The sequence below is a fragment of the Aureimonas flava genome (assembly GCF_003583935.1).
GTDB classification, from domain to species: Bacteria; Pseudomonadota; Alphaproteobacteria; order Rhizobiales; family Rhizobiaceae; genus Aureimonas; species Aureimonas flava.
Window position 1 is genome coordinate 26,348 of record NZ_QYRN01000001.1, and the last position, 25,744, is coordinate 52,091.

The window sequence follows — 25,744 nt, forward strand, 5'->3', positions numbered from 1 at the left end:
GCAGCCAGGCGTTAACGCCGCGGCGGCCGAAAGGTTAAGGCCGGGGAGGGGGCTCGATCGAAGGGTACGGAACACGCTTGCCACACTCCTTAAGAAAGGATGAGCAAGACCCTAACGGCGGCGCGCATAGGCGCCGCGGGGCCGTCGAGAACGGTCCCCGTTATCCACAGGTTTGTGATGGTCGAGAGTGGGCGCCGGCGGTCAGCCGAGGTGATCGAGCAGCGATTCGCTGGTCTGGAGCGCGGAGAACTCGATCGCGACGCCGTCCTCGAGCTGGCGCACAACCCGGCCGGACATGGTCCCGAGCGTGAGCCGGGAGCCGATCGCCGGGCGTACGGCGCACACGACGGCGGCGCCGGAAAGCGACAGGTCGTTGATGCGGACCTCGTAGCCGCGCCCGTCCTCCAGCACCATGCGGATGATCGGGTTGCGCGGCTGGATGCGCTCGTGCCGGCGATCTTCGGGCAGCGACAGCTCGGCGCGGTTGGCCATCCACATGAGCTGCGCCGCCAGCTTCTCCCGCTTGCGTTCCGTCGCATTGAGCACGAGGGCGAAGCCGCCGGCGAAACGGCGGGCGACGGTGCCTTCGAGGCGGCCGACCTGATCGGCGTAGAGGATCACGCGCTCGCCGCTGGCAGGCTCGACCGGCGACACCACGGCGACGTCGCCCGGCGACATGTTGTCGATGCGGCAGGGGTATTCGCGCTGGTCCTCGAGCATGAACCGCCCGAGAAGGTCGATCGAGACGCGCTTGAAGTGGCGGCGGTCTTCCGTCACGGCAGGGGTCTTGGGCAGGGTGTTGAGCATGATGTCGGCCCGCGTCTCTCGTTTCCAACTGATAAGCGATGAGGCTTAACAAGCGGTTGTACCGGGCGCGGCCGTGAAAGCCCTCGGGAACCATTCGGGGCGACCCGCGAGATCTTTCCCACGCGCGCCGACGGGGAAGGGATGCATTGCCCCGGCCGCCGCGAGCGATACAACGGCACTGCCATATGGAGTTCAGCCGTGTCCCTCGACCATCGCCCGCCGCCCTCCGATCTCCCGCCGCCGCGCCAGCCTGCCTTCAACGTGCCGGGCATCGTGCTCGGGCTGCTGGCGGCGCTCGCTTTCGCACACTGGGTGCGGGTGGACTGGCTGGACGACTGGCAGGGCGGTTGGGCGCTGCTGAACCTGTCCTTCCTGGCGGGCTGCTACGGCTCCTCGGACGAGGTGTGCCTTCTGCGCGCGCCGTTCGCGCCCTGGACCTCGCCCGTCACGCACGCCTTCCTGCACGGCGACTGGATGCATCTGGCGACCAACGCGATGTGGCTCTTGGCCTTCGGCACCCCGGTCGCGCGGCGGCTGGGGCCCGGGCGCTTCCTGATCTTCTGCGCGGCGGGCGCGGTGGCCGGCGCGGCGATGTTCTACGTCATGAACACCCACCTCATCCAGCCGATGATCGGGGCGTCGGGCGTGGTGTCGGCGCTGATGGGCGGGGCGGCGCGTTTCGCGCTCGGTTCGATGGGGCGGGGCGACATCGCCTATGCGCCGTTGCTGTCTATCCCGAGAAGCCTGTCCGATCGGACCGTCGTGTTCTTCGTGATCGTCTTCTTCGCCACCAACCTCGCGCTCGGCTCGGGGGCCGGGATGGTGTTCGGCGCTGGCGGCGCGATCGCCTGGGAAGCGCATGTCGGCGGCTTCCTGTTCGGCTTCCTGTGCTTCTCGGCCTTCGACCCGCGGCGACAGCATCCCGTCGGCGTCTGAGACCCGGTTGCGAAGCCGCCGGCTTCGTCGCACCATGATCGCGGACAACGGTGGAAGGAGGCCATCATGACCGTGCGGCGCATTCTCGAATCCAAGGGGCGGGACGTGGTGACCATCGAGCCGGGGACCACCGTCACCGACGCGGTACGGCTCCTGGCGGAACGGCGGATCGGCGTCCTCGTCGTCACCGGCCCCGACGGCGACCTCCTGGGCATCCTGTCCGAGCGCGACGTGGTGCGCCTCGTCGCGGGCGGCGGGATGGACGCGCTGTCGGGCGAGGTCGCGGGCGTCATGACCCGCGAGGTGACCACGGCCGGCGAGGAGACCACGGTCGACGAGGCGATGGAGATCATGACCCGTCGCCGCTTCCGCCACCTGCCGGTCTGCGAGGACGGCCGCCTCGTCGGCATCGTGTCGATCGGCGACGTGGTGAAGCGGCGCATCGAGGCTGCCGAGCAGGAGGCCGAGGAGATGCGCAGCTACATTCACGCGGCGGCGGGTTGATCGCTCCGGCTCAGGTCGTCGGAAGGCATTCCTGCAGCCGGCGGATCTCGTTCATCGAACGCATCGTCTCCTCGTAGCCGAAGGCGATGCATTCCTCGGCGCGGAAGAACTCCGACAGGCCGATGTCGCGCACGCGCGGATGGACCGAGAGGTCCGGCGGGTCGCCGGCCAGGCGCGAGCGCGAGATGCGGTCCTGGATGATGTTGAACGCATCCACCACGGAGCGGGCGAAGCCGATCCGGTCGCGGCGGTTGGCCGGCCGCGTCCGCGTCATCAGTATCGGGTCGATCGGGTTCTCGATGGCGGCCCCGTGGGTGTCCGTCCCCTCCGCGCGCATGCGCAGCACGGCGGCGCGGCCGAACAGGTCGTAGTGCAGGTTCACGGCCACCACGAGCGGCTGCTCGTAGGCCCGGCAGACCGAGACGGGCACGGGGTTCACGAGCGCCCCGTCCGAGAGGCGCCGCCCCCCGCACTCCACGGGCTGGAAGATGCCGGGCACCGCGTAGGATGCCCGCATCGCCAGCACCAGCGAGCCCGAATCCAGCCAGACCTCGTGGCCGTTGCGCGCTTCCGTCGCCACGGCCACGAACGGCCGGTCGAGGTCCTCGATGCGCAGATCCTTGAGCGTGCTGGTCAGCCGGGCGTTGAGACGCATGCCGCCGAGCAGGCCGTCGCCGCCAAAGCGCAGGTCGAGCAGGCCCATCAGCCCGCGGCGGGTGAGGGACCGGGCGAAGGCTTCCAGATCGTCCAGCCGCCCGGCGAGATAGCAGCCGCCCACCAGCGCGCCGATCGAGGTGCCGGCGATCATGGAAACGGGAACGCCCGCCTCGTCCAGCGCGCGCAGCACCCCGATATGCGCCCAGCCGCGCGCGGCGCCCCCGCCGAGCGCCAGGGCCACGCCCCGGCGTTCGTGACGGCGCGCCCGCGTCGACGTGCCGCCGTCGCTCCGGTCGGCCGGCGAGGCGCGTTCGGCCTGTCTGAAAATGCGATCCAGCATCATGTCCCACGCCCTTCGGCTGGTCCCCTCGCCAAAGGATGGGTCGCGATGCTTTCGGCTCCATGCACGATCAGCGTTAACGCGGACACAAGATGTTGTGCGCTGCGATGAAAAGTGTCACCCGGCGGTCAGACGGCCGCCATCCGGCCCCATCGCGACGGTGCGGTAGAAGCAGGTGTCCCGGTGCGTGTGGCAGGTGTCCTCGGGCTTGGCGACCGACACCTTCAGCCACACGGCATCCTGGTCGCAGTCGACGCGGATCTCCCGCACGCTCTGGAGCGCCCCGGACGTCTCCCCCTTCTTCCAGAGGCTTCCGCGCGACCGGCTCCAGTAGTGCGCGATGCCCGTACGGATCGTGAGATCCAGGGCTTCGGCGTTCATGTGCGCGACCATCAGCAGGCCGCCGCGCTCGGCGTCCGTGACCACGGCCGTCACCAGCCCAGTGGCATCGAAGCGCGGGGTCAGTGCAGAGCCTTCCTCCAGTTCGGCCTTGGAGCCGGGCGCGGGGAAGCGCCGCGCGGCTTCGCTCATCGCCGGCCCACCATCGCCAGGAAGCGCGTCTGCTCCTCCCGGTCGTCACGGAACACGCCGTAGAAGCTGGTGGTGACCGTGGTGGAGCCGTGCGTGCGGATGCCGCGCATGGACATGCACATGTGTTCGGCCTCCAGCATCACCGCGACGCCCTTCGGCGTCAGCGCGCCGTCGATCACGGCGGCGACCTGCTCGGTCAGCTTCTCCTGCGTCTGGAGGCGACGGGCGAAGATCTCGACCACGCGGGGGATCTTCGACAGGCCGAGCACGCGCCCGTCCGGCACGTAGGCCACGTGGGCCTTGCCGATGATGGGCACCATGTGGTGCTCGCAATGCGAGGTGAAGGGGATGTCGCGCAGCAGCACCATCTCCTGGTAGCCGGCGACTTCCTCGAAGGTGCGGGTCAGCACGTCGGCCGGCTGCTGGCCGTAGCCGCCGTAGAGTTCCTCGTAGGCCTTCACGACGCGCCGGGGCGTATCCACCAGGCCCTCGCGGGCGGGATCTTCGCCGATCCAGCGCAGCAGCGTCTCGACGGCGGCTTCCGCCTCCTCGCGCGACGGGCGGCTGACCGGTTCGGCCGCGGCGGCCGGGGCGAGCTTTCTGATCGTGGCGTCCATGCTGAACCCTGAGCCGAGGCGTCTGCGCCGAAAGGATCGCGGCCGGTGCCGCGTTCCGATCCGAAGGCCCGTTGATGTTATAGTATACCACGCCCGTCAAGTCGCCGGGCGCGGCCGCATCGCGCGGGCGCCTTTCGGCCTTCCGCGACCACCCCTATATAGACGTCCGACACGGCGCTTCACAGGACCGCCGTCGCGCGACGCAGCGTCCACGGGACACGCCATGATCGACGACCTCTACAACGACAGAATCCTCGACCTGGCCGGCAACATTCCCCGGATCGGACGCCTCGACGCGCCGCACGGCACCGCCAAGGCCCATTCCAAGCTCTGCGGGTCCACCGTGACGGTGGATCTCGCGCTGGAGAACGGCGTGGTGTCGGATTTCGCCCACGAGGTGCGCGCCTGCGCGCTGGGGCAGGCCTCCTCGTCGGTGATGGCGCGCCACATCGTCGGGGCGACACCGCTCGAACTGCGCGAGCTGCGCGCGGCGATGGAGCGGATGCTGAAGGCGGGCGGGCCCCCGCCCGAAGGCCGCTTCGCCGAGCTTCGCTACCTCGAGCCGGTGCGCGAGCATAAGGCGCGCCACGCCTCGACCATGCTGACATTCGACGCCGTGGTGGAGGCGCTGGACAAGGCCGAGGCGCGGGACGGCCTGGCCGCTTGAGCGGCCGCCTGCCAAAGGCCGCCGGTCGGAACTATGCCGGCCCTTGGCGCCGCACGCCCGGCCGCCTGCTCGGCACGGCGCTGGTGCGGCTCTATCAGGTCAGCTTCTCGCCGCTGGTGGGTGGGCACTGCCGCCACGTCCCGACCTGTTCGGAATACGCCTACGAGGCGGTCGCGCGCCACGGGCTTTGGCGCGGCGGCTGGCTGGCGGCACGCCGGGTCGCGCGCTGCGGGCCGTTCGGGGCGGGCGGGCTCGATCCCGTTCCCGACGACGAGAACCCTGCGGGGCGCTGACCTCGCGCCGTCGCGGCAGCTTGCGCCTCCGCGTCGCGGTGCTAGAAGTCGCGCCTTCGCAACGGAGGCCGAGCGCCTCCGATCGATCCAGCTTTCCCGCATGGTAGGCGGGGGTGAGCACACGAGGACATCGCCATGATCGACCTGACCTTTCCCGACCAGTCCGTCCGCTCCTACGAGCCTTCCGCCACCGGCGCAGAGATCGCCGCCGGCATCTCGAAGTCGCTCGCCAAGAAGGCGGTGGCCTACGCGCTCGACGGCGAGGTGCGCGACCTGTCGGATCCGGTCGGGCGCGGCGGAAGCCTGGAGATCCTGACGCGGGACGACCCGCGCGCGCTGGAGCTCATCCGTCACGACACGGCCCACGTCCTGGCCGAGGCGGTGCAGGAACTGTGGCCGGGCACGCAGGTGACGATCGGCCCGGTGATCGAGAACGGCTTCTACTACGACTTCGCCAGGGACACGCCGTTCACGCCGGAAGACCTCCCGGTGATCGAGAAGAAGATGGCGGAGATCATCCGCCGCAACGCGTCCTTCACCAAGGAGGTCTGGTCGCGCGAGGAGGCGCGCCGCGTGTTCGGCGAGCGCGGCGAGACCTACAAGGTCCAGCTTGTGGACGCGATCCCGGAAGGGCAGGACCTCAAGATCTACCGTCAGGGAGACTGGTTCGACCTCTGCCGCGGGCCGCACATGGCCTCCACCGGACAGATCGGCGAGGCGTTCAAGCTGATGAAGGTCGCAGGCGCCTATTGGCGCGGCGATTCCAACAACCCGATGCTGACGCGCATCTACGGCACCGCGTGGGCAACGCCGGAGCAGCTCAAGTCCTATCTCCACATGCTGGAGGAGGCCGAGAAGCGCGACCATCGCCGGCTCGGGCGCGAGATGGACCTGTTCCACTTCCAGGAGGAGGGGCCGGGCGTCGTGTTCTGGCATCCCAAGGGCTGGTCGCTGTTCCAGGATCTCGTGGCGTACATGCGGCGCCGTCTGCGGGGCGACTATGCCGAGGTGAACGCGCCGCAGGTGCTCGACAAGTCGCTCTGGGAAACGTCCGGCCACTGGGGCTGGTACCGCGAGAACATGTTCCAGGTGCAGTCGGCCGGCGACGAGGCGGAGGACAAGCGCGTCTTCGCCCTGAAGCCGATGAACTGCCCGGGCCACGTGATGATCTTCAAGCACGGCCTGAAGTCCTATCGCGAACTGCCGATCCGCTATGCCGAATTCGGGCTGGTGCACCGCTACGAGCCGTCGGGCGCCATGCACGGGCTGATGCGCGTGCGCGGCTTCACGCAGGACGACGCCCACATCTTCTGCACCGACGAGCAGATGGAGGCCGAGTGCCTCAAGATCAACGACCTGATCCTGTCGGTCTATCGCGACTTCGGATTCGAGGAGATCGTGGTCAAGCTGTCGACGCGCCCCGAGAAGCGTGTGGGCACCGACGCGATGTGGGATCGCGCGGAGAGCGTCATGCGCGAGGTGCTGAAGACCATCGAGGCGCAGTCGGGCGGGCGGATCAAGACCGGGATCAACGAGGGCGAGGGCGCCTTCTACGGTCCGAAGTTCGAGTACACGCTGCGCGACGCGATCGGGCGCGAGTGGCAGTGCGGCACGACGCAGGTCGACTTCAACCTGCCCGAGCGGTTCGGCGCCTTCTACATCGATTCCAACTCCGACAAGGTGCCGCCGGTGATGATCCACCGGGCCATCTGCGGCTCGCTGGAGCGCTTCCTCGGCATCCTGATCGAGAACTTCGCGGGCCATTTCCCGCTCTGGCTGGCGCCGACGCAGGTGGTCGTGGCGACGATCACCTCCGAGGCCGACGAATACGCGAGCGAGGTGGCCGCCGAGCTGAAGGCGGCGGGCATGCGCGTCGAGACGGACCTGCGCAACGAGAAGATCAACTACAAGGTCCGCGAGCACTCGCTCGCCAAGGTCCCGGTGATCCTCGTGTGCGGCAAGCGCGAGGCGGAGGAGCGGTCGGTCAACCTGCGCCGTCTCGGCTCGCGCGATCAGGAGGCCATGAGCCTGGCGGACGCGCAGGCGCTGCTGCGCGACGAGGCCGTGGCGCCGGACCTGCGCACGCGCGCCGGCTGATCTCGCGGTGCCGGCGGCCGGGCTTGCCCTAGTCGCCGGTGCCCACCTCCGGGTTGTTGGGGTCGACGAGGTCGCTGGTGAGCACCTCGACCTCCTCGTCGGCGCCGGGCCGCACCGCGATCTGCCGTTGGAAGATCCGGTCCTTGTTGCGCGCGACGAGCAGATAGTCGCCTTCCGTCAGCACCATGGACGCGAAGGCGCCGACGCTCTCGCGGATGATGTCGCCCTGGTCCGAGGAGACCGACCACGCCGTGTCGGCCAGGGCCTCGCCGCCCTTCTCGCGTACGAGCTTCATGGTCACCTCGGCCGCCCGGTGGTGCAGCGTCGCGTCGGTGATCTTGCCCGCCTCGATATGGATGTCGGCGCGCGTCACCGCGTTCACCGAGCCGTAGCGCGACACCACGTGGTAGTCCCCGGCGTTGAGGCGCAGGACGCTGCCGGGCTTCACGTCCGGGGCCAGCAGGCGCCGGTCGCGCCCGTCGGCGCCGCCGGCATAGACGTCGAAGGTCACCTTGTCGTCCGGCAGCGCGTTGCCGTCCAGGATGTCGGCATGAAGGCGAAGCCCGCCCGCGTCGAGCGCCACGGTCTCCTGCGTCTCCTCTCCCGAGAAGTCGACGCGCTTGGTCATGCCCGCGCGACCGAAGCCGACATGCAGCAGATAGTTGCCGGCAGGAACCTCGAACGCGGCCTGTCCACCCTTGGCCATCGCCACCACCGGCAGCTTGCCGTCCGGGCCCGGCAGCGGCGAGAACAGGCGCCAGACGAGATCGGAGGGGATCTCCGGCCCGTCCTTGCCGAGCGTCGCCTTCAGCCGGAGGCTCCGGTTCGGCCGCACGATATCGAGATGGGGCGCGGGCTGCGGCGCGAAGGCGGGCAGCGGCGGCAGATCGAGTTCGGGCGACAGGGCGTCCGGCCGCTCGGGCAGGGCGATCGGCTCCAGCCTCTTCAGCCCGACGGACGGGGCGATGCCGATGTCGCGGCTTCGCAGGTCCTGCGGAATGGCGGAGGGCGACGCATAGGCGCCCGGCCGGTCCGCGCCGCCCCCGCCGGGGCCCGGCGGTGCGTCCTGCGCGACGGCCGCTGCGTGCGGGGCCAGGAGGGCCGCAAGGGTCAAGGCGAAGCCGGGCGCGCGCTTGATCAACCTCTATCCTCCATAGGCCTGCCGTCGGAACGACCCATCAATGCCATCTCGTGGTCCATTTCAAGGCAACTCCGTCGCGGGGCGCATCTCGCCGGTTGGCCGGCGGGCGCAGTTCGGCTAGCACGGCGGTCGGAACGCAGAAGGATTTCCCGATGATCGACGCCAAGACATTGCTGGCCACGCGCCGTTCGGTCTCCATCCCCGCACTGCGGGCGCCGGGCCCCTCCGACGGGGAACTGCGGGACATCCTCGTTGCCGCGTCGCGCGTGCCCGATCACGGCAAGCTGACGCCCTGGCGCTTCGTGCTGTTCCGCGGCGAGGCCGCCGCCGCCACGGGCCGTGCGCTGGCCGCGCTCGCCGAGCGCCGCGAGGGCCCGTTGAGCGAGGGGCGCCGCGCCTACGAGGAGGCGCGCTTCACCCGCGCGCCCCTGGTGATCGGCGTGGTCTCCACCGCCCGGCCGCACTTCAAGATCCCCGAATGGGAGCAGGTCCTGTCGGCCGGCGCGGCGACGATGAACCTCATCCACGCGGCGCACGCCCACGGCTTCGCCGCCAACTGGATCACCGAATGGGTGGCCTATGACGAGGAGGCCAAGATCCTGATGGGCATCGGCCCGGAGGAGAAGGTCGTCGGCTTCGTCTATGTCGGCACGCCGTCCGAAGTGCCGAGCGACCGTCCGCGTCCCGAACTCTCGGCCGTCGTGTCGGACGCGCCGATGCCCCCGGAGGCGTGATGCTGTTCTACGAGACCGCGACCAACGACCACGGGCTCGCGCACGACCCGTTCAAGGCGATCGTCGCCCCGCGCCCCATCGGCTGGATCTCGACGCGCGCACGCGACGGCAGCACGAACCTGGCACCCTACAGCTTCTTCAACGCGCTGTCGGATCGCCCGAAGCTCGTGATGTTCTGCTCCACCGGCATGAAGCATTCGGCGGGCATCGCGATCGAGACGGGCGAGTTCGTGGTCAACCTCGCCACGCGCGAGCTCGCCGAGGCCGTCAACCTGTCGTCCGCGCCGGCTTCGGCCGGCGACAGCGAGTTCGCACTGACGGGGCTGAGCGAGGCGCCTTGCCGCCTCGTGGCCGCGCCGCGCGTCGCCGAGGCGCCGGCCGCCCTGGAATGCCGCCTGACGCAGTGGTTCCGCCCGGTGGGGCTGGACGGTGCCGAGGGGGAGGCGGTGATGGTGATCGGCCAGGTGGTCGGCATCCACATCGACGAGCGCATCCTGCGCGACGGGCGGATCGCACTGGACCTCGCCCGCCCGCTCTCGCGCCTCGGCTATCTCGACTTCGCCTCCACCGACGAGGCGTTCGAGATGCGGCGTCCGAAGATCGCGGAGGCGAAGGGGCAAGGTTAAGCAAGTGCGACCGGATTTGGTGAACGCTTTCTTAAAGGTTTGAGCCGCACCATGGGACGCATCGAGTCTGATGCGGATCATGGGCACATGCTGGCACAGCAATTCGTCTTCTGGTGCGAGACAGCGAGTTCCGCCGAGCGTTGCGCGGCGGTGGAGATGCTGGCCAACGCCGTGGTGAACCGCAAGTTCCTGCCCGGAGACCTGCGAGAGGCGGAGGCCGCCCTGGTGATCGCCGCCGAGGATCCGTCGCCGCGCGTGCGGCGCGCGATCGCCGACGGCGTGGCCGATGCCGACAACGTCTCCCGCCAGCTCGTGCGCATCCTCTCGCAGGACGTGGACGACGTCGCGCTTCCCGTGGCGCTCCTGTCGCCCATGCTCACCGCGGAGGACCTCTGCGAGCTCGTTCGCGGTGGACGGCTCGCGCTGTGCGTCGCGATCGCGCGGCGCGCGGATCTTCCGGCCGCCGTGGCGGCGGCCATCGCGGAAGGGGCCGAGCCGAGGGCCCGCGTCGAACTGGCCCGAAACCGCTCCGCGTCGCTGGAAGGCGCGGCGATCGCTCGGCTGGTCGAAGCGGCCGCGGAGACGGCGGAGCTGCGCTTTGCCCTCCTACAGCGCGACGACCTGCCGGCGGGCCTGCGCCACGCGCTTCTCTCGGCGCTGGGCGACGCCCTGTGCGCCTCGCCCCTCGTCGCCAACGTCGTCGGGCTGCCGCGCGCCGCGCGGCTGCGCGACGAGCTGCACGAGCAGGCCACCGCCTCGCTGATCGACACGATCCGATCCGACGAGATCGCGGCCTTCGTGGAGCAGCTTCGCGGCGCGAGCCAGCTCAACGCCGCCGTCCTGGTCCGTGCCGTGTGCATGGGGCGGATCGACCTCTTCGCCGCCTCGCTGTCGCGGCTCACCGGGCTGCCCGACGCCCGGGTGCGCGCCATCGTCGCCGAGGCGCGCGAGCCTGCCTTCGCCGCGCTCGCCGCCGCCGCCGGCCTGCCGAAGAGCGTGGTGCCGCTCCTGCTTTCCGCGATTCGGGTCTGGAAGGACATGGCGGGCGACGACCGCTTCGATCCCGCCGACGCCGCATCCACCGTGATGGACCGGCTCGCCGTCGCGTTTCGCGGCGAGGCGCGCGGCGCGGAGGCGGAGGACGTCTCGCGCCTCCTCCACCGCATGTCCTGCGAGGTGCAGCAGAGCACCGCGCGTCGCCGGGCCGAACGCTACCTCGCGGCCTGACCTCAGTAGCGGAACATCTCGGCCAGGATTCGCTCGTCCCAGGAATGCTCGGCGTCGAACAGGATCAGGCTGCGCAGCTCCGACGATTCGCGGATGCGGATCGACTGGACCGACTTCACCTCGCGATGGTCGGCCACCGCATTGACCGGGCGCTTCTGCGCTTCCAGCACCTCGATGTCGACGATCTGGTGGCGCGACAGGAGCGCCCCGCGCCAGCGTCGCGGGCGGAAGGCGCTCACGGGCGTCAGCGCGAGAAGCGGCGCGCTGATCGGCAGGATCGGGCCCTGGACCGAAAGGTTGTAGGCCGTGGACCCGGTGGGCGTCGCGACCAGCACGCCGTCGCAGACCAGCTCGTCCAGCCGCGCCGTGCCGTCGATGCTGATCTTGAGCCGGGCGGCCTGGTAGGACTGGCGGAACAGCGCCACCTCGTTGATCGCAAGCGCCGAATGGGGCAGGCCGTCGCCGTCCACCGCGGTCATCTCCAGCGGATGGATCACCGTCTCGGCCGCGCGCTCCAGGCGTTCGGACAGGCCCTCTTCCCGATACTCGTTCATCAGGAAGCCGACGGTGCCCTTGTTCATGCCGTAGATCGGCTTGCCCGTGTCCATGAAGCGATGGAGGACGTGGAGCATGAAGCCGTCGCCGCCCAGCGCGACGATGACGTCGGCCTCCTCGGGCTCCACCGTCCGGTAGAGCGCCGACAGGCGCTCGGCCGCCTCCAGAGCTTCGGGCGCGTCGCTGGCGAGAATGGCTATGGGGCGTGACGTGCTCAGCATGATGGTCCGATGGAGACGGTCTGGCCGCCGACGCTGGTGCCGAACCTAACCGCAACGCACCGGCAGGCAAGCCCCACGATGCCCATGTTCAGAAGGTGGAGCGTGGGCGATAGGGCATCGCGAAGCGTTCGGCGCTCTGGGCGACGATCGACAGTTCGGTGACGTGGAGCGCGAAGGCGCCGGCGAGCGGCGGCTGCGAGCCGTCGCGAATCGCCTCGGCCAACCTCGCCGGGCCGCGCATGAAATCCATGCGCGACGAGGTGTCGGGCACCACCGCCTCGCTGCGCGGCACGGCCACCCGCTTGCCGAACCAATGCTTGAGCGGCCGACCGCGTTCCAGACGCCGCAGCACCTTGCCGAGGATGCCGGCTCGGGGGCGCCAGTGGCCGGCCGGATCGCGAAGGTAGAGCGGCGAGCGCGCGTTCCAGCCGTCCGTCACCGACAGGACGCCCTGCGTGCCGACGATGTGCAGCGAACGGTCGCTCGGCGCGGCGAGGCCGCAGGTGAGCCGGGCCACCGCGCCGCTTCGGAAGCGCAGGCAGGCGACGGAGAAGTCGTTGGCGATCTCGTGCGGCGCCTGCCCCGTGCCTTTGTCGGGAAACAGCTTGGCCGAAAAGGCGGTCAGCTCCTCCACCGGGCCGAAGAACTCGCACAGCCAGGTGAGATAGTAGCCGGCATGCTCCAGCGTGCAGCCCACGGCGAACTCGTCTTCCGCCGGCCAGGGCGCGCCGGAGAGGCTGCGCCAGGAGTGGTAGTTCTCGCGGAAGACCATTGAATCCTCCATCTCGGCATAGGCGAGGCGAACCTCGCCGAGCGTCCCGTCGTCGATCGCGCGGCGCGCGGTCTGCGCAGCCTCGCCGAGGACGGAGGAGGGGGCGGACGCGATCTGCAGTCCCCGTTCGCTCGCCAGCGCGACGAGATGCTCGGCCTCGCCGATCTCCATCGCGAGCGGCTTCTCGGAATAGACGTGCCGCCCGGACTCGAGGCAGGCGCGCGAGACCGCGTAGTGGCTTGCCGGATTGGTGAGGTTCAGGACGAGTTCGATCGAGGGATCGGCCAGGAGCTCGTCCAGCGTGTCGAAGATGCGGGCCCCGTGGAAGGCCGCGAAGCGCTTGGCCGCCCAGATGTCGCGATCATGGACGCCGACCAGCCGGAGGCCCGGATGGTTCGGCAGGGTGGTCGTGTAGTAGTCGGCCACGAAGCCGCAGCCGACGATCGCGATGTTCATGGCGGCCTCCGGTCGTCACGGGCTCCAAGCTCTGCCACCGGACGCCATAAGAAATCGCCAACGGGCCGGGGGTGGGAGCCGCGTCAGCCGCCGGACGCCATCTCCTCGGCCCGCGCCGCCTCGTCCATCGGCGCGGCCGGCCGCGCCTCGTAGCGGCGCAGGAGGCTGGGCACGACGCCCGCCGCCGCCAGCACCGCCGCGAGCGCCAGCGCCGCCCGCAACGGCTCGGCCGCGACGAGGCCGAGGATCACCGCGACCAGCGCGACGCCGAGCGACTGCCCGACGAGGCGCGCGGTGGACTGGATTCCGCTCGCCCCGCCGCTTCGCTCGCGCGGGGCGCTGGTGATGAGGATCTTGTTGTTGGGCGTCTGGAACAGGCCGAAGCCGAAGCCGGCCAGCGCCAGGCGCCAGACGAGATCGAGATCGCCGGCGCCTGCGGGCAGGAACACCAGCGCAACGAGGCCGGCGGAGAACAGCACGAGCCCCAGGGCGCTCAGGCGCGCCGGATCGAACCGATCTGCCAGCCGGCCGGAGATGGCCGCCGCGATCGCCGTGGCGATCGGCCAGGGCGTCAGCAGGAGGCCGGTCTCGGCGGCCGAGCGCCCGAGTTCGTCGTGCAGCAGGAAGGGTAGGGACACGAAGGCGATGCCCTGCGCGCCGAATGAGCAGACCGAGGTCGCCGCCGAAAGCGCGAAGATCGGCCGGCGCAGGAGATCGACGGGCAGGATCGGCTCGTCCATCCGAAGCTGCATCCGCACGAAGACGACGCCGATGGCGAGCCCGCCCACCAGCAGTCCGAGCGAGGCCGGCAGCCCTTCCGAGTGACCGATCCCGTTGACGCCCGAGATGACCATGCCGAACGTCGCGGCGCTCAGGAGCGCGCTCGTGAGATGGAACGGGCGGGTCGATCTCGGCGTGTCGGGCAGGGTCCGCGACCCGGCGAGAAGCGCCAGGACGCCGACCGGCACGTTGATCAGGAACAGCGCCTGCCAGGACGTGACGGAGAGGATCGCGCCGGCCAGCGAAGGCCCGGCGGCGGACGACACGCCCACCACGATGGCGACGCGCCCGACCGCGCGGCCGAGCCGCGCCGCCGGGAAGATGAAGCGGATCAGCGCGATGTTCACGCTCATGATGCCCGCCGCGCCCATGCCTTGGATCACGCGCGCGGCGATCAGCACGTCGAGCGAGGGCGAAAGGGCGCAGGCGAGGGAGGCCAAGGTGAAGACGCCGAGACCGGCGAGATAGACCCGCCGGTAGCCCAGGATCTCGCCGAGCCGCGCCAGCGGCAGGAGCAGGACCGTGACGGCGAGCTGGTAGCCGTTGACCACCCAGATCGCTTCCACCGGCGAGACGCCCAGATCGCGGGTGATCGGCGGAAGGGCGACGTTGGCCACCGTCCCGTCGAGAACGGCGACGAAGAGCGTCATGGCGATGGTCGCGAAAGCGAGCCGGCGGCGAAGGGGGGGCAACCCATCCTGGTGCATGCGAGACCGATCGTGGTTTCGGGCCGGCGCGAACGGGCCTTGGGACAGTCTGGTCCCGGTGCGGTCGCGGGCTAGGTGTGACGCGTAGCAGCACAGGCGTCCGTGCATGGCAAGCCTTGCGCTCGCAGGGGAGGCGGCGATCTGCAACCTGTATTCTCTCACCACGCCGCAGACGGCGCTGCTGGCCGCCATGCGCGCGACCCGCGATCGCGCGGGCAATCTTCCCGCGATGCCGGCCGTGTTTCCGGATGGACGCGCGCCGATCGTGCGCCTCGCCGAAGGGGAGCGCGAGCTGGCGCTCGCCCGGTGGGGCATGCCCTCGCCGCAGTTCGCGCTGAACGGCCGCAGCACCGACCCCGGCGTCACCAACATCCGCAACACGGCGAGCCCGCACTGGCGTCGCTGGCTGTCGCCGGCGCATCGCTGCCTCGTGCCCTTCAATGCGTTCTGCGAGTACGAGACGGGCGCCGACGGGAAGAAGGTGCCGGTCTGGTTCGCCGCGTCCGAGGATCGCCCGCCTCTGGCCTTCGCGGGCATCTGGACCGCGTGGACCAGCACACGGCGCAAGGCCGAGGGCGAGGTGACGGTGGATGCATTCGGCTTCCTGACGACGACCCCCAACGCGGTGGTCGCGCCGATCCATCCGAAGGCGATGCCGGTCGTCCTCACGCGAGGGGAGGACATGGACCTGTGGCTTGAAGCGCCCTGGGAGGAGGCCAGGGCGCTTCAGCGTCCGCTGCCGGACGACGCGCTGCGCATCGTCGCGAAAGGCGAGCGCAGCGACGGCTAGGCGTCAGGCCTTGAAGTCGAGCTCCGCCGGGCTCCCCGCCACACGGTCCTCCGCCTGGCTGCGAACGGCCTCGTCCTGGTTGGCCAACCCGTCCTCGGTCTCGTCGTATCCGGTGCCCGGCATCGCTGCGGTGATCTCGCTACGCGGCTCCGCTCGCACGTCGATCCTCGTCGCGTCGTCGTCGGCCGGCGTGTCGGAGCGCCGGTCGGCTTCGTCGCGCAACGCCTCGGCGGTGGCGCTTTCGAGAAGCGCGCGGTCGGCCTGGTCGAGCTGAGCCGTCTCCGCGAATTCGCTGTGCTGCCGGTCGTTGGGCATGCGCTGCTCGGGAAAGTCCTTGGTCATGTCGTGTCGCTCCTTCGCGCCGGTCAGGCGCGTGTGCCCTGCGAGGGCACCGTGTTGTCGGGATCGGCGTCGTCCTCGTCCGTCGTTGCGCGCGCCGCCTGCCAACTCGGGCCGCGTGCGCCGTCGCCCATGTCCGTGAGACCCGGGAACTCCCCCTGATTCTCGAAGGCGACGGCCGGCTCGGCCTCCTGCTCCAGCGAATTCGCCACAGGCGTGAGGGTCGAGCCGTAGCTGTCCTTCAAGGCCACGATCTCGCGTGCCTGCTGCCAGTGACTGTCGGATCGCCCGTCCGGCCGTCCCTCGGACTCCCAGATCTCGTGGGCCTTCCGGCGAACCCTGTCTTCGTCCAGCGTCGTGCTCATCGCGATGTCCCGTTCTCGTGCGTGGTGACCGGACTACGCGCGACGGGATCGCCGGTTGCATCGCCCGACGACGCTCGACCGTGACAGGCGACGGTTTTGCCGTCAGGCTGACGCGGGATGCAGGAGGAGGACGCATGAGCGAGGACCAGGGCACGATCGTCGCGAGCCGGGAGGGTGGGGCAGGCATCGTCCGGCTGAACCGCCCCCGGGCGCTGAACGCGCTGGACCTCGGCATGGTCCGGGCGATGCGGTCCGCGCTCCGCGATTTCCTGGCCGATCCGGCCGTGGCGCTCGTGATTCTCGAGGCCGAGGGCGAGCGGGCCTTCTGCGCCGGCGGCGACATCCGCGCGGTGGCGGCCAGCGGCCGGGCCCGCGACGGCATCGCAGAGGCCTTCTGGCGCGAGGAGTACGAGCTGATCGCCCATCTTGCCCGCGCGCCCAAGCCCGTGGTGGCGCTGGCCGACGGGATCGTGATGGGCGGCGGCGCGGGGCTGGTCATGCACCTGCGACACCGCGTCGCGACGGAGCGCGTGCGCTTCGCCATGCCGGAGGTCGGCATCGGCTTCCTGCCCGACGTCGGCGCCACGTACCGACTTCCCCGACTCGGAGGGGCCTTCGGGTGCTACCTCGGCCTGACCGGCGAAACGGTGGAGGCGGGGGACGCGCTCGCCGCCGGGCTGTTCGACCGTTGCGTCCCCTCGGACCGGACGGCCGCCTTGCGCGCCGCGCTGGTCGCGGTGGAGCCCGGCGCCGACGGTGCGGCCGTGGACGAGGTGATCGCGGCGTATGCCGCGCCGCTCGGCGCGCCCCTCCAAGAGCGCCATGGCGAAGCGATCGCCGCGGCGTTCGGGCGCGAGGACCCATGCGCGATCGAAGCGGCACTCTCGGCCATGACGGACGACGCGAACCACGGCGACTTCGCCGCGCGGACGCTGGCCGCCATGCGCGCGCGCTCACCCTGGTCGATGGGCCTGACCAATGCCCTTCTGAAAGCGGGCGCAGACAGCGGGACGCTCGAGGAATGCCTGGTTCGCGAGTTCCGGGCCGCGTGCCACTGCCTCCGCGTCGCGGATTTCCACGAGGGCGTCCGGGCCGCCGTGATCGACAAGGATCGCAATCCGATCTGGCCGTCGCGAGAGGCCGACTGGCGGGCGCCGCCTCTGTCGGACGTCCTGGCCGAGCATCCCGGCCGGCCCGATCCCGTGTTCGGCGGCTGAGGGGTTCGGCTCAGCCCTCGGCCGCGGCTTTGTTGTCCAGGATGCGAGCGAGCTCCACGGCCGTGCCGGAAAAGGTCTTGCCGCGCTCGGGATCGCGGAAGCACTTCCACAGCCCCGTCTTCTTGTCCCGCTTCCAGCCGGCCTTGGCGATGCGGGCCTCGGCGGCGGTCTCGTGCGGCGTCTTGAAGGCCATGGCTCGCGTCCTTTCGTGCTGGCCGCTCTCATACCCGCCGGCGGGCGCGTCCCGGAAGCCCGTGGAGGCGACAATCCGCCCACGTGCGCCATATCGCCGCCAGAGGGACGCGCGCGACGGAGCAAGATTTTGGCCAAGTTCGACAAGCCCGCCAATCGCACGAGAGGCTCTCTCTGGGCGGTGATCACGGCGGTGTTCGTGGTCGCGGTGCTCTATTTCATGTTTTTCTCGAGCCGCGAAGGCGAGCGGCCCGCCACCACCGCCGGCGGCACGGTGACGACGGGTGCCGCGCCCGCGACGGGGGCGGCGCCTCCCGCGCAGTGACGACGCGACAGTTTCGCCCCCTCGGGTCGTCGGCGGTAGCGACAACGTGATGGCATCATGCTAGAGCCCGTCGCAATCCGTTCGCACGCCTTACGATATCGCGCCGAAACGGGGAACGGGTGACCGGATCGGGGTTCGTTCAGCATGTCGTCCATCATCGCCGCTGCGGGGCCGATGCGCCGCAAGACAACGCTCTCCGTCCTCCTGGCGATGAGCGGCTGCCACATGCTCAACGACGTGATGCAGTCGCTCCTGGCGTCGCTCTATCCGCTTCTGAAGGCGAACTACGCGCTGGATTTCGTCGAGATCGGGTTGCTGACGATGACGTTCCAGGTCACGGCGTCGCTTCTGCAGCCCGGTGTCGGGATCGTCACCGATCGCTGGCCGATGCCCTATTCGCTGCCGGTGGGCATGGCATCGACCCTGGTCGGGCTGCTGCTCCTCTCGTCCGCCGCCAGCTTTCCGATGCTGCTCCTGGCCGCCAGCCTGATCGGCTTCGGCTCCGCCGTGTTCCACCCCGAGGCCTCGCGCGTCGCCCGCGCCGCGTCGGGCGGGCGGCACGGCTTCGCGCAGTCGCTGTTCCAGCTCGGCGGCAACGCCGGCACGGCGCTGGGTCCGCTGCTTGCCGCCTTCGTCGTGCTGCCCAACGGCCAGCGCAGCATCGCCTGGTTCGCCGGCATCGCGCTGCTGGGCATCTCTGTCCTGACCTGGGCAGGCAACTGGTACGTGGGCCATAGCCGGGCGCAGGTGGGTCGCGAGCCGCCGAGCCGGGCGTTGCCGCTGCCGCGCAACACCGTGCTGTGGGCGATCGCCATCCTGGTGCTGCTCACGGCGACCAAGAACGTCTACATGGCCAGCTTCTCCAGCTACTACACGTTCTACGTCATCGACCGCTTCGCGCTGACGGTGCGCGAGGCGCAGCTCATGCTGTTCCTGTTCCTGGGATCGGCCGCGGCGGGAACGTTCCTGGGCGGCCCGATCGGCGATCGCTACGGCGCCCGCTTCGTGATCTGGTTCTCGATCCTCGGCGTGATCCCGTTCGCGCTGGCACTTCCCTATGCCAACCTGCCGCTCACGGCCGCGCTCACCGTGGTGATCGGCTTCGTGCTGGCCTCGGCCTTTCCGGCGATCGTCGTCTTCGCGCAGGAACTGCTGCCGGGTCGGGTCGGGCTGGTGGCGGGCATGTTCTTCGGCTTCGCCTTCGGCGCAGGCGGCTTCGGGGCGGCCTTCCTCGGCGATTTCGCCGATACGTCGGGCATCGAGTTCGTGTATCGGACGGTTTCCTTCCTGCCGCTTCTCGGCCTCGCCACGATCCTGCTGCCCCGGTTGCCGACACTGCGCTGACGGGGCGGTCCCTCAGAAAAAGGACCCGTCATGCCGCGCATCCAGCTCGTCACCACCGGCGGCACCATCGCCTCCAGAGCCGAGACCACGGCGGCGAACGCCGATGTCGTCGCCTCGGTGCGCGGCGAGGCGCTGCGCGCGGGGCTGCACGACCGGCTGGAGGGGATCGAGATCGCCGTGGACGATTTCTGCAGCGTCAACTCGTTCTCGATCGACCTGCCGTTGGCGTTCGAGCTTGCCCGGCGCGTGGGCGCGCATCTCGCCGATCCGTCCTGCGACGGCGTCGTGGTCACGCACGGCACCGACACGATGGAGGAAAGCGCCTATCTCGCGGACCTCGTGGTGTCTTCCAAGAAGCCCGTGGTGTTCACCGGCGCGCAGCGTAGCGCAGACGCGCCGGACACGGACGGCCCGCGCAACATCTCCGAGGCGGTTCGGCTGGCGACGAGCCCCGATGCGGTGGGGCTTGGCGCCATGATCCTGTTCGAGGGCGACTTCCACGCCGCGCGCGACGTGACCAAGACCCACACCGCTCGCACGGACACGTTCCGCTCGGGCGAGCATGGCAAGCTCGGCGAGGTGGACGGGTCGATCGTGCGCGTCCATCGCCGGCCCGTGCTGCGCCGGACCTTCGTGCCGACCCGGATCGAGACCGGTGTGGAACTCGTGCGCATGGCCATGGGCGCGTCGGATCGCGTGCTGCGCTTTCTGGTGGGCGAGGGCGCGCGGGCGATCGTCCTCGAAGGGTTCGGGCGCGGCAACACGCCGCCGGTCGTCACGGCGGCGGCGGCCGAGATCATCGCCGGCGGCATCCCGGTGATCGTCGCTTCCCGCTGCCCGGAGGGGCGCGTGAAGCCGGTCTACGGAAACGGCGGAGGCCGGGACCTCGAGCGGGCCGGTGCCATCTTCGCGGGCGACCTCACCGGCGCCAAGGCCCGGATTCTCGCGGCCGTCGCGCTCGGCTGCGAGGGAACCGACCTCCGGGCCGTCTTCGCGGACCTCGGTGGCTGACGGTCGATCAGGGGGCGCGCTTCCCCGGGTCCGCGGGGAGGGACGGGGCGCCGATCAGGCGCTCGTACTCGTCCTCGGGAATGCCGTAGCAACCGGCGGCGATCTTCTCCAGGCCTCGGCGGTCGAGGATGTGGATGCGCCCGCGGGTCGCCTTGATGAGCCGGGCGCCCTCCAGGACGTGGACCTCGTTGGTCACGCCCGACCGGCGCACGCCGAGCATGAGCGACAGGAACTCGTGTGTCAGCGGCAGGCTGTCGCTTCCCAGCCGATCCTGCGACATCAGCAGCCAGCGCGCGAGCCGCTCGTTGATGTTGTAGCGCCCGTTGGCCAGCGCCGAATACGAGAGCTGGATCTCGTAGCAGTGAACGTAGCGCAGGAGGATCCGGCGCAGCGGCTCGTCGGACGCGGCGATCTTGGTCAGCACCGCGGCCGGAGTGCGCAGCGCGGCGCCGCCGGTCTGCATGAACGTCCGGTGCGGCGTGTGGTCGACGCCGTGCAGGACGTGGAAGCCCGTCATGCCCTCGCGGCCGATGTGGCCGACCTCGATCTCCTCGGCTCCGTGCCGGCTCGTCGCCACCATGGAGGCCAGCCCGGATTCCAGGAAATGCACGTCACGGAGCGGCACCCGGTCTTCGACCAGGAGTTGTCTGGCCGAAAGCTCAACCGACGTCAGATGCGGCGCAAGACACGCGAAGCTCTCCGCAGGGATTGCGGCGAGCAAGCGGTTGCGCACGCGGGACTGCATGTCGGTGGGCATCGACCGATCGCTTCCTCCAAACAACAGCCCGTTCCGGTCTTGCCTGCCGGGTTTGAACTCGAAGCCGATCAATAGCTTATGCTGCAAGGATTCGAATTGCTCCATAAGCCTTCGTGCATGGTACGATTTTGACGCTTTCCGCCCCCATGCGTCACGCGCACGGATCACGCTTGGAGCAGTTGCGGGTCACGCGGCGACGATGTGGCGGGAGATTGGGCTCAACTGCTGCGAGGCCGCTCGCCGCTCACCTCTACGCGCGTGGCGCGAACTGAAGGCGACGGTGGATTGGGCAGAATCCTTCGCTGTCTAACTCTTGACCAGAAAGGGCGGATCGCTAAGCTCCCTTATGTTTATACAAATCGGGGCCTGGCCATGGATGTGAAGACGACGCTCGGGGCGCTGGCCCTTCTGGTTGCGGGCACCGCCCATGGGCACGCGACCGACATCAATCTCGGCTATTCCGGCTGGACGGGCTTCGCGCCGCTCACGCTGGCGCGCGACGCCGGGATCTTCGAGAGGAACGGTCTCAACGTCACCCTCTCCAAGATCCCGCAGGCGAGCCGGCATCTCGCCATCGCCTCGGGCGACATCCAGTGCGCGGCGACCACGGTGGAGACTTGGATCGCCTGGAACGCCAATGGTGTCGCCACCACGCAGATCTTCCAGCTCGACAAGAGCTACGGCGCCGACGGGATCGCGGTGCGCGAGGGCGTGAAAAGCTTCGAGGACCTGCGGGGCAAGACCGTCGCCGCGTCCGCGCCCGGCACCTCTCCCTACTTCCTTCTCGCCTGGATGCTGCACCAGAACGGCATGACGATGAAGGACGTGCGCGTCGTGAACCTCGAGCCCGGCCCGGCCGCGCAGGCCTTCGTGGCCGGCCAGAACGACGCGGCGATGAGCTACGAGCCGTATCTGACCACCGTGCGCGACGCGCCGGAGGCCGGCAAGATCCTCGCCACCACGCTCGACTATCCGGCGGTGATGGACACGGTGGGCTGCACGCCGGACTTCCTGGAGAAGAACCCGGATGCCGCCCGCGCCCTCGCCAAGAGCTATTTCGAGGCGCTGGAGATGATCGCGGCCGAGCCGGACCGGTCCTACGAGATCATGGGCCGCGACGTGAACCAGACCGCGGAGCAGTTCAAGGCGTCCGCCTCCAACCTGCGCTGGCAGGACAAGGAGGCCAACAAGACCTTCTTCGCCGGCGAATGGAGCGACTTCTCGAACGCGGCCGCCGACCTCCTTCTGGAGATCGGCGTGATCCGGCAGAAGCCCGAGATCGCCCCGCTCGCGAACGCGAGCTTCATCGACTGAGGCGACGCCTCGCATGACGGGGGCGCCCCGCGCGCCTCCGTCGCCCGTCGACCCTGCCGGACCGAAACCTCCCTATGATCCGACCCTTTCAGCCCGTGAGCGCGAGAACGCGCGTGCTTCTCGGAATCTCCTTCTTCGTCCTGTTCGTCGCGGTCTGGTCGATCGCCACCTTCGGCGGCCTCGTCTCGCGAACCTTCCTGGCCGATCCGCTGACCATGCTCGCCGACGGCTGGTACCTCCTGACCCGGCAGAACTTCCTCGGCGACATCGGCATGACGATCTGGCGCGTGGTCGGCGGTTTCGCGATCGCGGCCGCGTTGGCCGTGCCGATCGGCATCCTGATGGGTGCCTACAAGCCGGTGGAGGCGCTGCTCGAACCCTTCGTGTCCTTCGCGCGCTACCTTCCTGCCTCCGCCTTCGTGCCGCTCCTGATTCTCTGGGCGGGCATCGGCGAGACGCAGAAGCTGCTGGTGATCTTCATCGGCTCCTTCTTCCAGATCGTCCTGATGGTCGCCGGCATCGTCGGGGGCACGCGCCAGGACCTCGTGGAGGCGGCCTACACGCTGGGCGCCAAGGACAGGGGCATCGTCGCCCGCGTCCTGATCCCCTCCGCGGCGCCCGACATCGCCGAGGTGCTGCGGCTCGTCCTGGGCTGGGCCTGGACCTATGTCATCGTCGCCGAACTGATCGGCGCCTCCTCCGGCATCGGCTACATGATCATCAACAGCCAGGCGCTGCTGGCCACCGGCCAGATCATCTTCGGCATCATCGTGATCGGCCTCATCGGCCTCGTCTCCGACTTCCTGTTCAAGTCGCTGAACCGACGCGTCTTCGCCTGGAGGCTCGCATGAGCGCGCTTCTCGTCTCCGGCGTCGGGCGCATCTTCCCGGGTGTGAAGGGCGGGCCGCCCGTCACCGCGCTCCAGCCGACCGACCTCGAGGTGCCGTCCGACGACTTCGTCACCATTCTCGGCCCCTCGGGCTGCGGGAAGTCGACGCTGCTGCGCATCATCGCCGGGCTCGACCGGCCGACGAGCGGCGTGGTGACGCTCGATGGAAAGCCGATCGAAGGGCCGGGTCCCGACCGGGGCATGGTGTTCCAGTCCTACACGCTGTTCCCGTGGCTGAACGTCGAGGACAACATCGCCTTCGGCCTTCGCGAGAAGGGGGCCTCGGCCGCCGAGACGCGCGAGCGCGTCGGCTTCTTCATCGACCAGGTGGGGCTTCGCGGCTTCGAGAAGCACTGGCCCAAGCAGCTCTCGGGCGGCATGCAGCAGCGCACGGCGATCGCGCGCGCGCTCGCAAACGATCCGAAGATCCTGCTCCTCGACGAACCGTTCGGCGCGCTCGACAACCAGACCCGCGGCCTGATGCAGGAACTGCTGCTCGGCATCTGGGAGCGGCAGCACAAGATGGTGCTGTTCGTCACGCACGATATCGAGGAGGCGATCTTCGTCGGCTCGCGCATCGTGACGATGACGGCGCGTCCGGGGCGCATCAAGTCGATCATCCCGGTGGACCTGCCGCACCCGCGCCACTACACGGTGAAGTCGAGCCCCGAGTTCAGCGCGCTGCGCGCCCGGCTGACGGAGGAGATCCGCTCCGAGGCGATCCGCGCGGACGCCGGCCACTGAGGCGTCACAGAAGGCTGGTCAGGCGGTGCGTGCGCGGGTGCACCATGCGCACGAAGGTGACCGGACGGCTGCCGAGCCAGGTGCGGCGCTCGCCGACCAGAACCGGTTCGGCGGCGCCGACACCCAGATGGTGCGCCTCGTCCCGCGTCGGCCGATCCGCGAAGAAGGTGAACTCGCCGCGCGAGAAGGGCGCGGCCGAGACCAGCCATTCGTTCGGGCCGATCGCGTCGAAACGCTCGGCGAGGGCACGGGGCGCGACCTCGGGATTGATGAGCCGATCCTCGACCTGATAGGGCCGCCCGTCCGCCAGATGCAGGCAGAGAAGGTGGAGCACCGTATCGCCCGGCGCCACCGCGAAACGTTCCGCATCCTCCGCCGTGGCGGGGCGCTCCCGCCGCGCCAGGAGGCGATACTCGTAGGAGGCGCCGGACGCGCGGATCTCGCTGGCGACCAGCGGGATGGCGAAGCGGGCCTCGCGCGGCGGGTGCAGCGCGACCCGCGTGCCAACCCGGCGCTTTCGCTCCACCAGTCCGGCGCGGGCCAGTTCCTGGAGCGCGCGGTTCACCGTCGCGCGCGCGGCGCCGAACTCGGCTGCGAGCTGTTCCTCGCCCGGGATCAAGCTGCCCGGCCGCCATTCACGCTCGCCGATGCGCCGCGCGATCTCGTTCTGGATATCTCGAAAGGAGGAGCGCGGTGCTGTGCTCATGCGGAACGGGTATCCTCGACGGTGCCCGTCCTGCCTAGCGCCCCCTCCGCTCAGCGGAAAGGGCGATCGCGATGGTGGAAGCCACGCATCGCTTTCGGACGAGCCCGCGGCGAGGCCGCGTTCCTCGCGCGTTCAGCAACCTAGGAACGGTTCGTGATCCGGCACGGCGTTTCAGAAGCGCGATGCACGAATTTCGGGCTGGGGGGATTTCAACGAGTTGCAGTCGCAGTCGTCGAGCGTTGCAATGGCGACGAGCGCCTCCAGCGCGACGCGCGAGCTCGTTTGGGCAAGTCCGGCAAGCACGTCGTCGTGCAGGAGACCGCCGCGCTCACGGTCGAGATAGTCGTTCATTCCTGCCGTGACGTAGGCGCACGGAACGAAACAGGCACCGATTTCCCGCGAAAGAGTGGCTTCCGGCGCGATCGAATGATTGATCAGATCGGCGCCCAGCATCCGAAATGCCATCGCTTCGGCGGGAGAGGTCAGGCGTGGGCCGTAGGCGTGGGCTGCCACGAGCCCCTCCTCGATGCGGTGGACGCGGGCGGAAGACGGCCAATGCCGAGTGGCTGTCTCGGCCAGCGTGGCCGCGCAGGAAGGGCATACGAGACGTTTCCCCGAGCAATCGAAGCTTTGCCGCCCCGGCAGGAGGGAAAACGGCGTCTGCGTCATCTCGATGATGTCGGCATTGATCACGAAGTCGCCGGGCAGCACCGCGCGGTTCACCGAACCCACCGTGGAACAGGCGAGTACGCGCTTGACGCCGGCTTCCTGAAGCACGGCAAACGCGCGCCGGTGGCAGGAATGATCGATCGCACCGCGTGGATTGCCATGGGAGTACATGCACAAGGCGCGCCGCGCCGCCCGATCGGGGAAGAGATCGGCTGACAGTTCCAAGATCTTCCAGTTGTCGCTCGTTCCATAGGGGGTATCGAACGAAACGTCCCGCTCCAGGACGGTGACGCCCGGCATGTCGACGTCCTCGGGAAAGGCAAGACCCCAGTTTGCCGAGCCGGTGATCACGGCGAGCGATACCTGCGGGATTGTCTTCGCGATCCCGTGCGGACGATGGGGGACGTGCTTCAT

At 69.6% G+C, this 25,744-nt stretch carries 30 protein-coding genes; 16 read left to right on the forward strand and 14 right to left on the reverse strand.

Annotated elements, in window-relative coordinates; genetic code table 11:
• Nucleotides 1-201 precede the first annotated feature (201 nt).
• Nucleotides 202-807 (reverse strand): PilZ domain-containing protein, encoded by a 606-nt coding sequence (locus D3218_RS00140; RefSeq protein WP_119537883.1) that lies wholly within the window; start codon nt 805-807, stop codon nt 202-204.
• 198 nt (nt 808-1,005) lie between these two features.
• Between D3218_RS00140 and D3218_RS00145 the strand changes: the two genes are divergently transcribed.
• Both D3218_RS00145 and D3218_RS00150 read left to right on the forward strand, forming a co-directional pair.
• Nucleotides 1,006-1,743 (forward strand): rhomboid family intramembrane serine protease, encoded by a 738-nt coding sequence (locus D3218_RS00145; protein ID WP_245414852.1) that lies wholly within the window; start codon nt 1,006-1,008, stop codon nt 1,741-1,743.
• A 66-nt stretch (nt 1,744-1,809) separates the two neighbouring features.
• Entirely contained in the window at nt 1,810-2,247 is a 438-nt protein-coding gene (locus tag D3218_RS00150) for a CBS domain-containing protein (RefSeq protein ID WP_119537885.1), read from the forward strand.
• A gap of 10 nt (nt 2,248-2,257) precedes the next feature.
• Here D3218_RS00150 and D3218_RS00155 read toward each other — a convergent pair whose 3' ends face one another.
• The 3 genes from D3218_RS00155 to folE form a co-directional block, all read right to left on the reverse strand.
• The gene (locus D3218_RS00155) at nt 2,258-3,244 is read right to left on the reverse strand and encodes a patatin-like phospholipase family protein (RefSeq protein WP_425359280.1); all 987 of its coding nucleotides are present in this window, start codon (nt 3,242-3,244) and stop codon (nt 2,258-2,260) included.
• 117 nt (nt 3,245-3,361) lie between these two features.
• Nucleotides 3,362-3,775: a phosphoribosyl-AMP cyclohydrolase gene (gene hisI, locus D3218_RS00160; RefSeq protein WP_119537887.1), complete on the reverse strand. Its 414-nt coding sequence runs from the start codon at nt 3,773-3,775 to the stop codon at nt 3,362-3,364.
• Nucleotides 3,772-4,392, reverse strand: a complete 621-nt coding sequence (gene folE, locus D3218_RS00165; RefSeq protein WP_119537888.1) for a GTP cyclohydrolase I FolE — start codon at nt 4,390-4,392, stop codon at nt 3,772-3,774. Before folE ends, hisI begins: the two co-directional genes overlap by 4 nt.
• Nucleotides 4,393-4,615: 223 nt before the next feature.
• On the opposite strand from folE, the gene D3218_RS00170 reads away from it, so the two are divergent.
• From D3218_RS00170 to thrS, 3 genes are all read left to right on the forward strand, one after another.
• Complete coding sequence (locus tag D3218_RS00170) at nt 4,616-5,059, forward strand: iron-sulfur cluster assembly scaffold protein (RefSeq protein ID WP_119537889.1); 444 nt, start codon at nt 4,616-4,618, stop codon at nt 5,057-5,059.
• The gene (yidD, locus tag D3218_RS00175) at nt 4,999-5,352 is read left to right on the forward strand and encodes a membrane protein insertion efficiency factor YidD (RefSeq protein WP_119537890.1); all 354 of its coding nucleotides are present in this window, start codon (nt 4,999-5,001) and stop codon (nt 5,350-5,352) included. The genes D3218_RS00170 and yidD overlap by 61 nt, the downstream gene beginning before the upstream one ends.
• 135 nt (nt 5,353-5,487) lie before the next feature.
• Entirely contained in the window at nt 5,488-7,449 is a 1,962-nt protein-coding gene (gene thrS / locus D3218_RS00180) for a threonine--tRNA ligase (RefSeq protein ID WP_119537891.1), read from the forward strand.
• A 28-nt stretch (nt 7,450-7,477) separates the two neighbouring features.
• Here the strand turns inward: thrS and D3218_RS00185 are convergent, their stop codons facing one another.
• The gene (locus D3218_RS00185; RefSeq protein WP_245414854.1) at nt 7,478-8,590 is read right to left on the reverse strand and encodes a hypothetical protein; all 1,113 of its coding nucleotides are present in this window, start codon (nt 8,588-8,590) and stop codon (nt 7,478-7,480) included.
• A gap of 152 nt (nt 8,591-8,742) precedes the next feature.
• Here D3218_RS00185 and D3218_RS00190 point away from each other — a divergent pair, with 152 nt between their 5' ends.
• The 3 genes from D3218_RS00190 (at nt 8,743) to D3218_RS00200 (ending at nt 11,177) form a co-directional block, all read left to right on the forward strand.
• A complete protein-coding gene (locus D3218_RS00190) occupies nt 8,743-9,324 on the forward strand; it encodes a nitroreductase family protein (protein ID WP_119537892.1) in 582 nt (193 codons plus the stop codon).
• Nucleotides 9,325-9,326: 2 nt separating this feature from the next.
• Complete coding sequence (locus D3218_RS00195) at nt 9,327-9,950, forward strand: flavin reductase family protein (RefSeq protein ID WP_119538436.1); 624 nt, start codon at nt 9,327-9,329, stop codon at nt 9,948-9,950.
• Nucleotides 9,951-10,037: 87 nt separating this feature from the next.
• Nucleotides 10,038-11,177: a DUF2336 domain-containing protein gene (locus tag D3218_RS00200; protein WP_168990366.1), complete on the forward strand. Its 1,140-nt coding sequence runs from the start codon at nt 10,038-10,040 to the stop codon at nt 11,175-11,177.
• A 2-nt stretch (nt 11,178-11,179) separates the two neighbouring features.
• Here the strand turns inward: D3218_RS00200 and D3218_RS00205 are convergent, their stop codons facing one another.
• The 3 genes from D3218_RS00205 to D3218_RS00215 all read right to left on the reverse strand — a co-directional run bounded on the left by D3218_RS00205 (nt 11,180) and on the right by D3218_RS00215 (nt 14,611).
• Entirely contained in the window at nt 11,180-11,953 is a 774-nt protein-coding gene (locus D3218_RS00205; RefSeq protein ID WP_119537894.1) for an NAD kinase, read from the reverse strand.
• 88 nt (nt 11,954-12,041) lie between these two features.
• Nucleotides 12,042-13,181 (reverse strand): Gfo/Idh/MocA family protein, encoded by a 1,140-nt coding sequence (locus D3218_RS00210; protein ID WP_119537895.1) that lies wholly within the window; start codon nt 13,179-13,181, stop codon nt 12,042-12,044.
• Nucleotides 13,182-13,264: 83 nt separating this feature from the next.
• On the reverse strand, nt 13,265-14,611 hold the full coding sequence (locus D3218_RS00215) for an MFS transporter (protein WP_245414855.1): 1,347 nt from the start codon (nt 14,609-14,611) through the stop codon (nt 13,265-13,267).
• A gap of 163 nt (nt 14,612-14,774) precedes the next feature.
• Between D3218_RS00215 and D3218_RS00220 the strand changes: the two genes are divergently transcribed.
• On the forward strand, nt 14,775-15,458 hold the full coding sequence (locus D3218_RS00220) for an SOS response-associated peptidase (RefSeq protein ID WP_119537897.1): 684 nt from the start codon (nt 14,775-14,777) through the stop codon (nt 15,456-15,458).
• A gap of 3 nt (nt 15,459-15,461) precedes the next feature.
• Here D3218_RS00220 and D3218_RS00225 read toward each other — a convergent pair whose 3' ends face one another.
• Together D3218_RS00225 and D3218_RS00230 are read right to left on the reverse strand one after the other, a co-directional pair.
• Nucleotides 15,462-15,800: a hypothetical protein gene (locus tag D3218_RS00225; protein ID WP_119537898.1), complete on the reverse strand. Its 339-nt coding sequence runs from the start codon at nt 15,798-15,800 to the stop codon at nt 15,462-15,464.
• Nucleotides 15,801-15,823: 23 nt separating this feature from the next.
• Nucleotides 15,824-16,162 (reverse strand): DUF2934 domain-containing protein, encoded by a 339-nt coding sequence (locus D3218_RS00230; protein ID WP_119537899.1) that lies wholly within the window; start codon nt 16,160-16,162, stop codon nt 15,824-15,826.
• Between the two features lie 134 nt (nt 16,163-16,296).
• Here D3218_RS00230 and D3218_RS00235 point away from each other — a divergent pair, with 134 nt between their 5' ends.
• Nucleotides 16,297-17,379, forward strand: coding sequence for an enoyl-CoA hydratase/isomerase family protein (locus tag D3218_RS00235; RefSeq protein WP_119537900.1), 1,083 nt, complete (start codon nt 16,297-16,299; stop codon nt 17,377-17,379).
• A 10-nt stretch (nt 17,380-17,389) separates the two neighbouring features.
• Here the strand turns inward: D3218_RS00235 and D3218_RS00240 are convergent, their stop codons facing one another.
• Nucleotides 17,390-17,572 carry a hypothetical protein gene (locus D3218_RS00240; protein WP_119537901.1) on the reverse strand — a complete coding sequence of 61 codons (183 nt, stop codon included), beginning with the start codon at nt 17,570-17,572 and terminating at the stop codon, nt 17,390-17,392.
• Between the two features lie 129 nt (nt 17,573-17,701).
• Between D3218_RS00240 and D3218_RS00245 the strand changes: the two genes are divergently transcribed.
• The 3 genes from D3218_RS00245 (at nt 17,702) to D3218_RS00255 (ending at nt 20,251) form a co-directional block, all read left to right on the forward strand.
• Nucleotides 17,702-17,896 (forward strand): hypothetical protein, encoded by a 195-nt coding sequence (locus D3218_RS00245; RefSeq protein ID WP_119537902.1) that lies wholly within the window; start codon nt 17,702-17,704, stop codon nt 17,894-17,896.
• Between the two features lie 144 nt (nt 17,897-18,040).
• The gene (locus D3218_RS00250; protein ID WP_119537903.1) at nt 18,041-19,240 is read left to right on the forward strand and encodes an MFS transporter; all 1,200 of its coding nucleotides are present in this window, start codon (nt 18,041-18,043) and stop codon (nt 19,238-19,240) included.
• Nucleotides 19,241-19,270: 30 nt separating this feature from the next.
• Nucleotides 19,271-20,251 (forward strand): asparaginase, encoded by a 981-nt coding sequence (locus D3218_RS00255; RefSeq protein WP_119537904.1) that lies wholly within the window; start codon nt 19,271-19,273, stop codon nt 20,249-20,251.
• 7 nt (nt 20,252-20,258) lie between these two features.
• Here D3218_RS00255 and D3218_RS00260 read toward each other — a convergent pair whose 3' ends face one another.
• Nucleotides 20,259-21,008 (reverse strand): Crp/Fnr family transcriptional regulator, encoded by a 750-nt coding sequence (locus D3218_RS00260; RefSeq protein ID WP_119537905.1) that lies wholly within the window; start codon nt 21,006-21,008, stop codon nt 20,259-20,261.
• 372 nt (nt 21,009-21,380) lie between these two features.
• Between D3218_RS00260 and D3218_RS00265 the strand changes: the two genes are divergently transcribed.
• From D3218_RS00265 to D3218_RS00275, 3 genes are all read left to right on the forward strand, one after another.
• Nucleotides 21,381-22,322, forward strand: a complete 942-nt coding sequence (locus D3218_RS00265) for an ABC transporter substrate-binding protein (RefSeq protein WP_119537906.1) — start codon at nt 21,381-21,383, stop codon at nt 22,320-22,322.
• A gap of 74 nt (nt 22,323-22,396) precedes the next feature.
• The gene (locus D3218_RS00270) at nt 22,397-23,173 is read left to right on the forward strand and encodes an ABC transporter permease (RefSeq protein ID WP_168990367.1); all 777 of its coding nucleotides are present in this window, start codon (nt 22,397-22,399) and stop codon (nt 23,171-23,173) included.
• Nucleotides 23,170-23,955 (forward strand): ABC transporter ATP-binding protein, encoded by a 786-nt coding sequence (locus tag D3218_RS00275; RefSeq protein ID WP_119537907.1) that lies wholly within the window; start codon nt 23,170-23,172, stop codon nt 23,953-23,955. Before D3218_RS00270 ends, D3218_RS00275 begins: the two co-directional genes overlap by 4 nt.
• Nucleotides 23,956-23,959: 4 nt before the next feature.
• Here D3218_RS00275 and D3218_RS00280 read toward each other — a convergent pair whose 3' ends face one another.
• A complete protein-coding gene (locus D3218_RS00280; protein ID WP_119537908.1) occupies nt 23,960-24,661 on the reverse strand; it encodes a histidine utilization transcriptional repressor HutC in 702 nt (233 codons plus the stop codon).
• Nucleotides 24,662-24,832: 171 nt separating this feature from the next.
• Nucleotides 24,833-25,744: a phosphorylase family protein gene (locus D3218_RS00285; protein ID WP_119537909.1), complete on the reverse strand. Its 912-nt coding sequence runs from the start codon at nt 25,742-25,744 to the stop codon at nt 24,833-24,835.

Excerpts from the sequence above, each read along its gene's own strand:
- D3218_RS00210 (WP_119537895.1), bottom strand. The coding sequence starts at position 13,181 with ATGAACATCGCGATCGTCGGCTGCGGCTTCGTGGCCGACTACTACACG.
- D3218_RS00240 (WP_119537901.1), bottom strand. The coding sequence starts at position 17,572 with ATGGCCTTCAAGACGCCGCACGAGACCGCCGCCGAGGCCCGCATCGCC.
- D3218_RS00270 (WP_168990367.1), top strand. The coding sequence starts at position 22,397 with ATGATCCGACCCTTTCAGCCCGTGAGCGCGAGAACGCGCGTGCTTCTC.
- D3218_RS00255 (WP_119537904.1), top strand. The coding sequence starts at position 19,271 with ATGCCGCGCATCCAGCTCGTCACCACCGGCGGCACCATCGCCTCCAGA.
- D3218_RS00190 (WP_119537892.1), top strand. The coding sequence starts at position 8,743 with ATGATCGACGCCAAGACATTGCTGGCCACGCGCCGTTCGGTCTCCATC.
- D3218_RS00230 (WP_119537899.1), bottom strand. The coding sequence starts at position 16,162 with ATGAGCACGACGCTGGACGAAGACAGGGTTCGCCGGAAGGCCCACGAG.
- D3218_RS00170 (WP_119537889.1), top strand. The coding sequence starts at position 4,616 with ATGATCGACGACCTCTACAACGACAGAATCCTCGACCTGGCCGGCAAC.
- D3218_RS00215 (WP_245414855.1), bottom strand. The coding sequence starts at position 14,611 with ATGACGCTCTTCGTCGCCGTTCTCGACGGGACGGTGGCCAACGTCGCC.
- D3218_RS00280 (WP_119537908.1), bottom strand. The coding sequence starts at position 24,661 with ATGAGCACAGCACCGCGCTCCTCCTTTCGAGATATCCAGAACGAGATC.
- D3218_RS00285 (WP_119537909.1), bottom strand. The coding sequence starts at position 25,744 with ATGAAGCACGTCCCCCATCGTCCGCACGGGATCGCGAAGACAATCCCG.
- D3218_RS00260 (WP_119537905.1), bottom strand. The coding sequence starts at position 21,008 with ATGCCCACCGACATGCAGTCCCGCGTGCGCAACCGCTTGCTCGCCGCA.
- hisI (WP_119537887.1), bottom strand. The coding sequence starts at position 3,775 with ATGAGCGAAGCCGCGCGGCGCTTCCCCGCGCCCGGCTCCAAGGCCGAA.
- D3218_RS00150 (WP_119537885.1), top strand. The coding sequence starts at position 1,810 with ATGACCGTGCGGCGCATTCTCGAATCCAAGGGGCGGGACGTGGTGACC.
- D3218_RS00265 (WP_119537906.1), top strand. The coding sequence starts at position 21,381 with ATGGATGTGAAGACGACGCTCGGGGCGCTGGCCCTTCTGGTTGCGGGC.
- D3218_RS00225 (WP_119537898.1), bottom strand. The coding sequence starts at position 15,800 with ATGACCAAGGACTTTCCCGAGCAGCGCATGCCCAACGACCGGCAGCAC.
- folE (WP_119537888.1), bottom strand. The coding sequence starts at position 4,392 with ATGGACGCCACGATCAGAAAGCTCGCCCCGGCCGCCGCGGCCGAACCG.
- D3218_RS00140 (WP_119537883.1), bottom strand. The coding sequence starts at position 807 with ATGCTCAACACCCTGCCCAAGACCCCTGCCGTGACGGAAGACCGCCGC.
- D3218_RS00200 (WP_168990366.1), top strand. The coding sequence starts at position 10,038 with ATGCTGGCACAGCAATTCGTCTTCTGGTGCGAGACAGCGAGTTCCGCC.
- D3218_RS00155 (WP_425359280.1), bottom strand. The coding sequence starts at position 3,244 with ATGCTGGATCGCATTTTCAGACAGGCCGAACGCGCCTCGCCGGCCGAC.
- D3218_RS00220 (WP_119537897.1), top strand. The coding sequence starts at position 14,775 with ATGGCAAGCCTTGCGCTCGCAGGGGAGGCGGCGATCTGCAACCTGTAT.
- D3218_RS00250 (WP_119537903.1), top strand. The coding sequence starts at position 18,041 with ATGTCGTCCATCATCGCCGCTGCGGGGCCGATGCGCCGCAAGACAACG.
- D3218_RS00205 (WP_119537894.1), bottom strand. The coding sequence starts at position 11,953 with ATGCTGAGCACGTCACGCCCCATAGCCATTCTCGCCAGCGACGCGCCC.
- thrS (WP_119537891.1), top strand. The coding sequence starts at position 5,488 with ATGATCGACCTGACCTTTCCCGACCAGTCCGTCCGCTCCTACGAGCCT.
- D3218_RS00235 (WP_119537900.1), top strand. The coding sequence starts at position 16,297 with ATGAGCGAGGACCAGGGCACGATCGTCGCGAGCCGGGAGGGTGGGGCA.
- D3218_RS00275 (WP_119537907.1), top strand. The coding sequence starts at position 23,170 with ATGAGCGCGCTTCTCGTCTCCGGCGTCGGGCGCATCTTCCCGGGTGTG.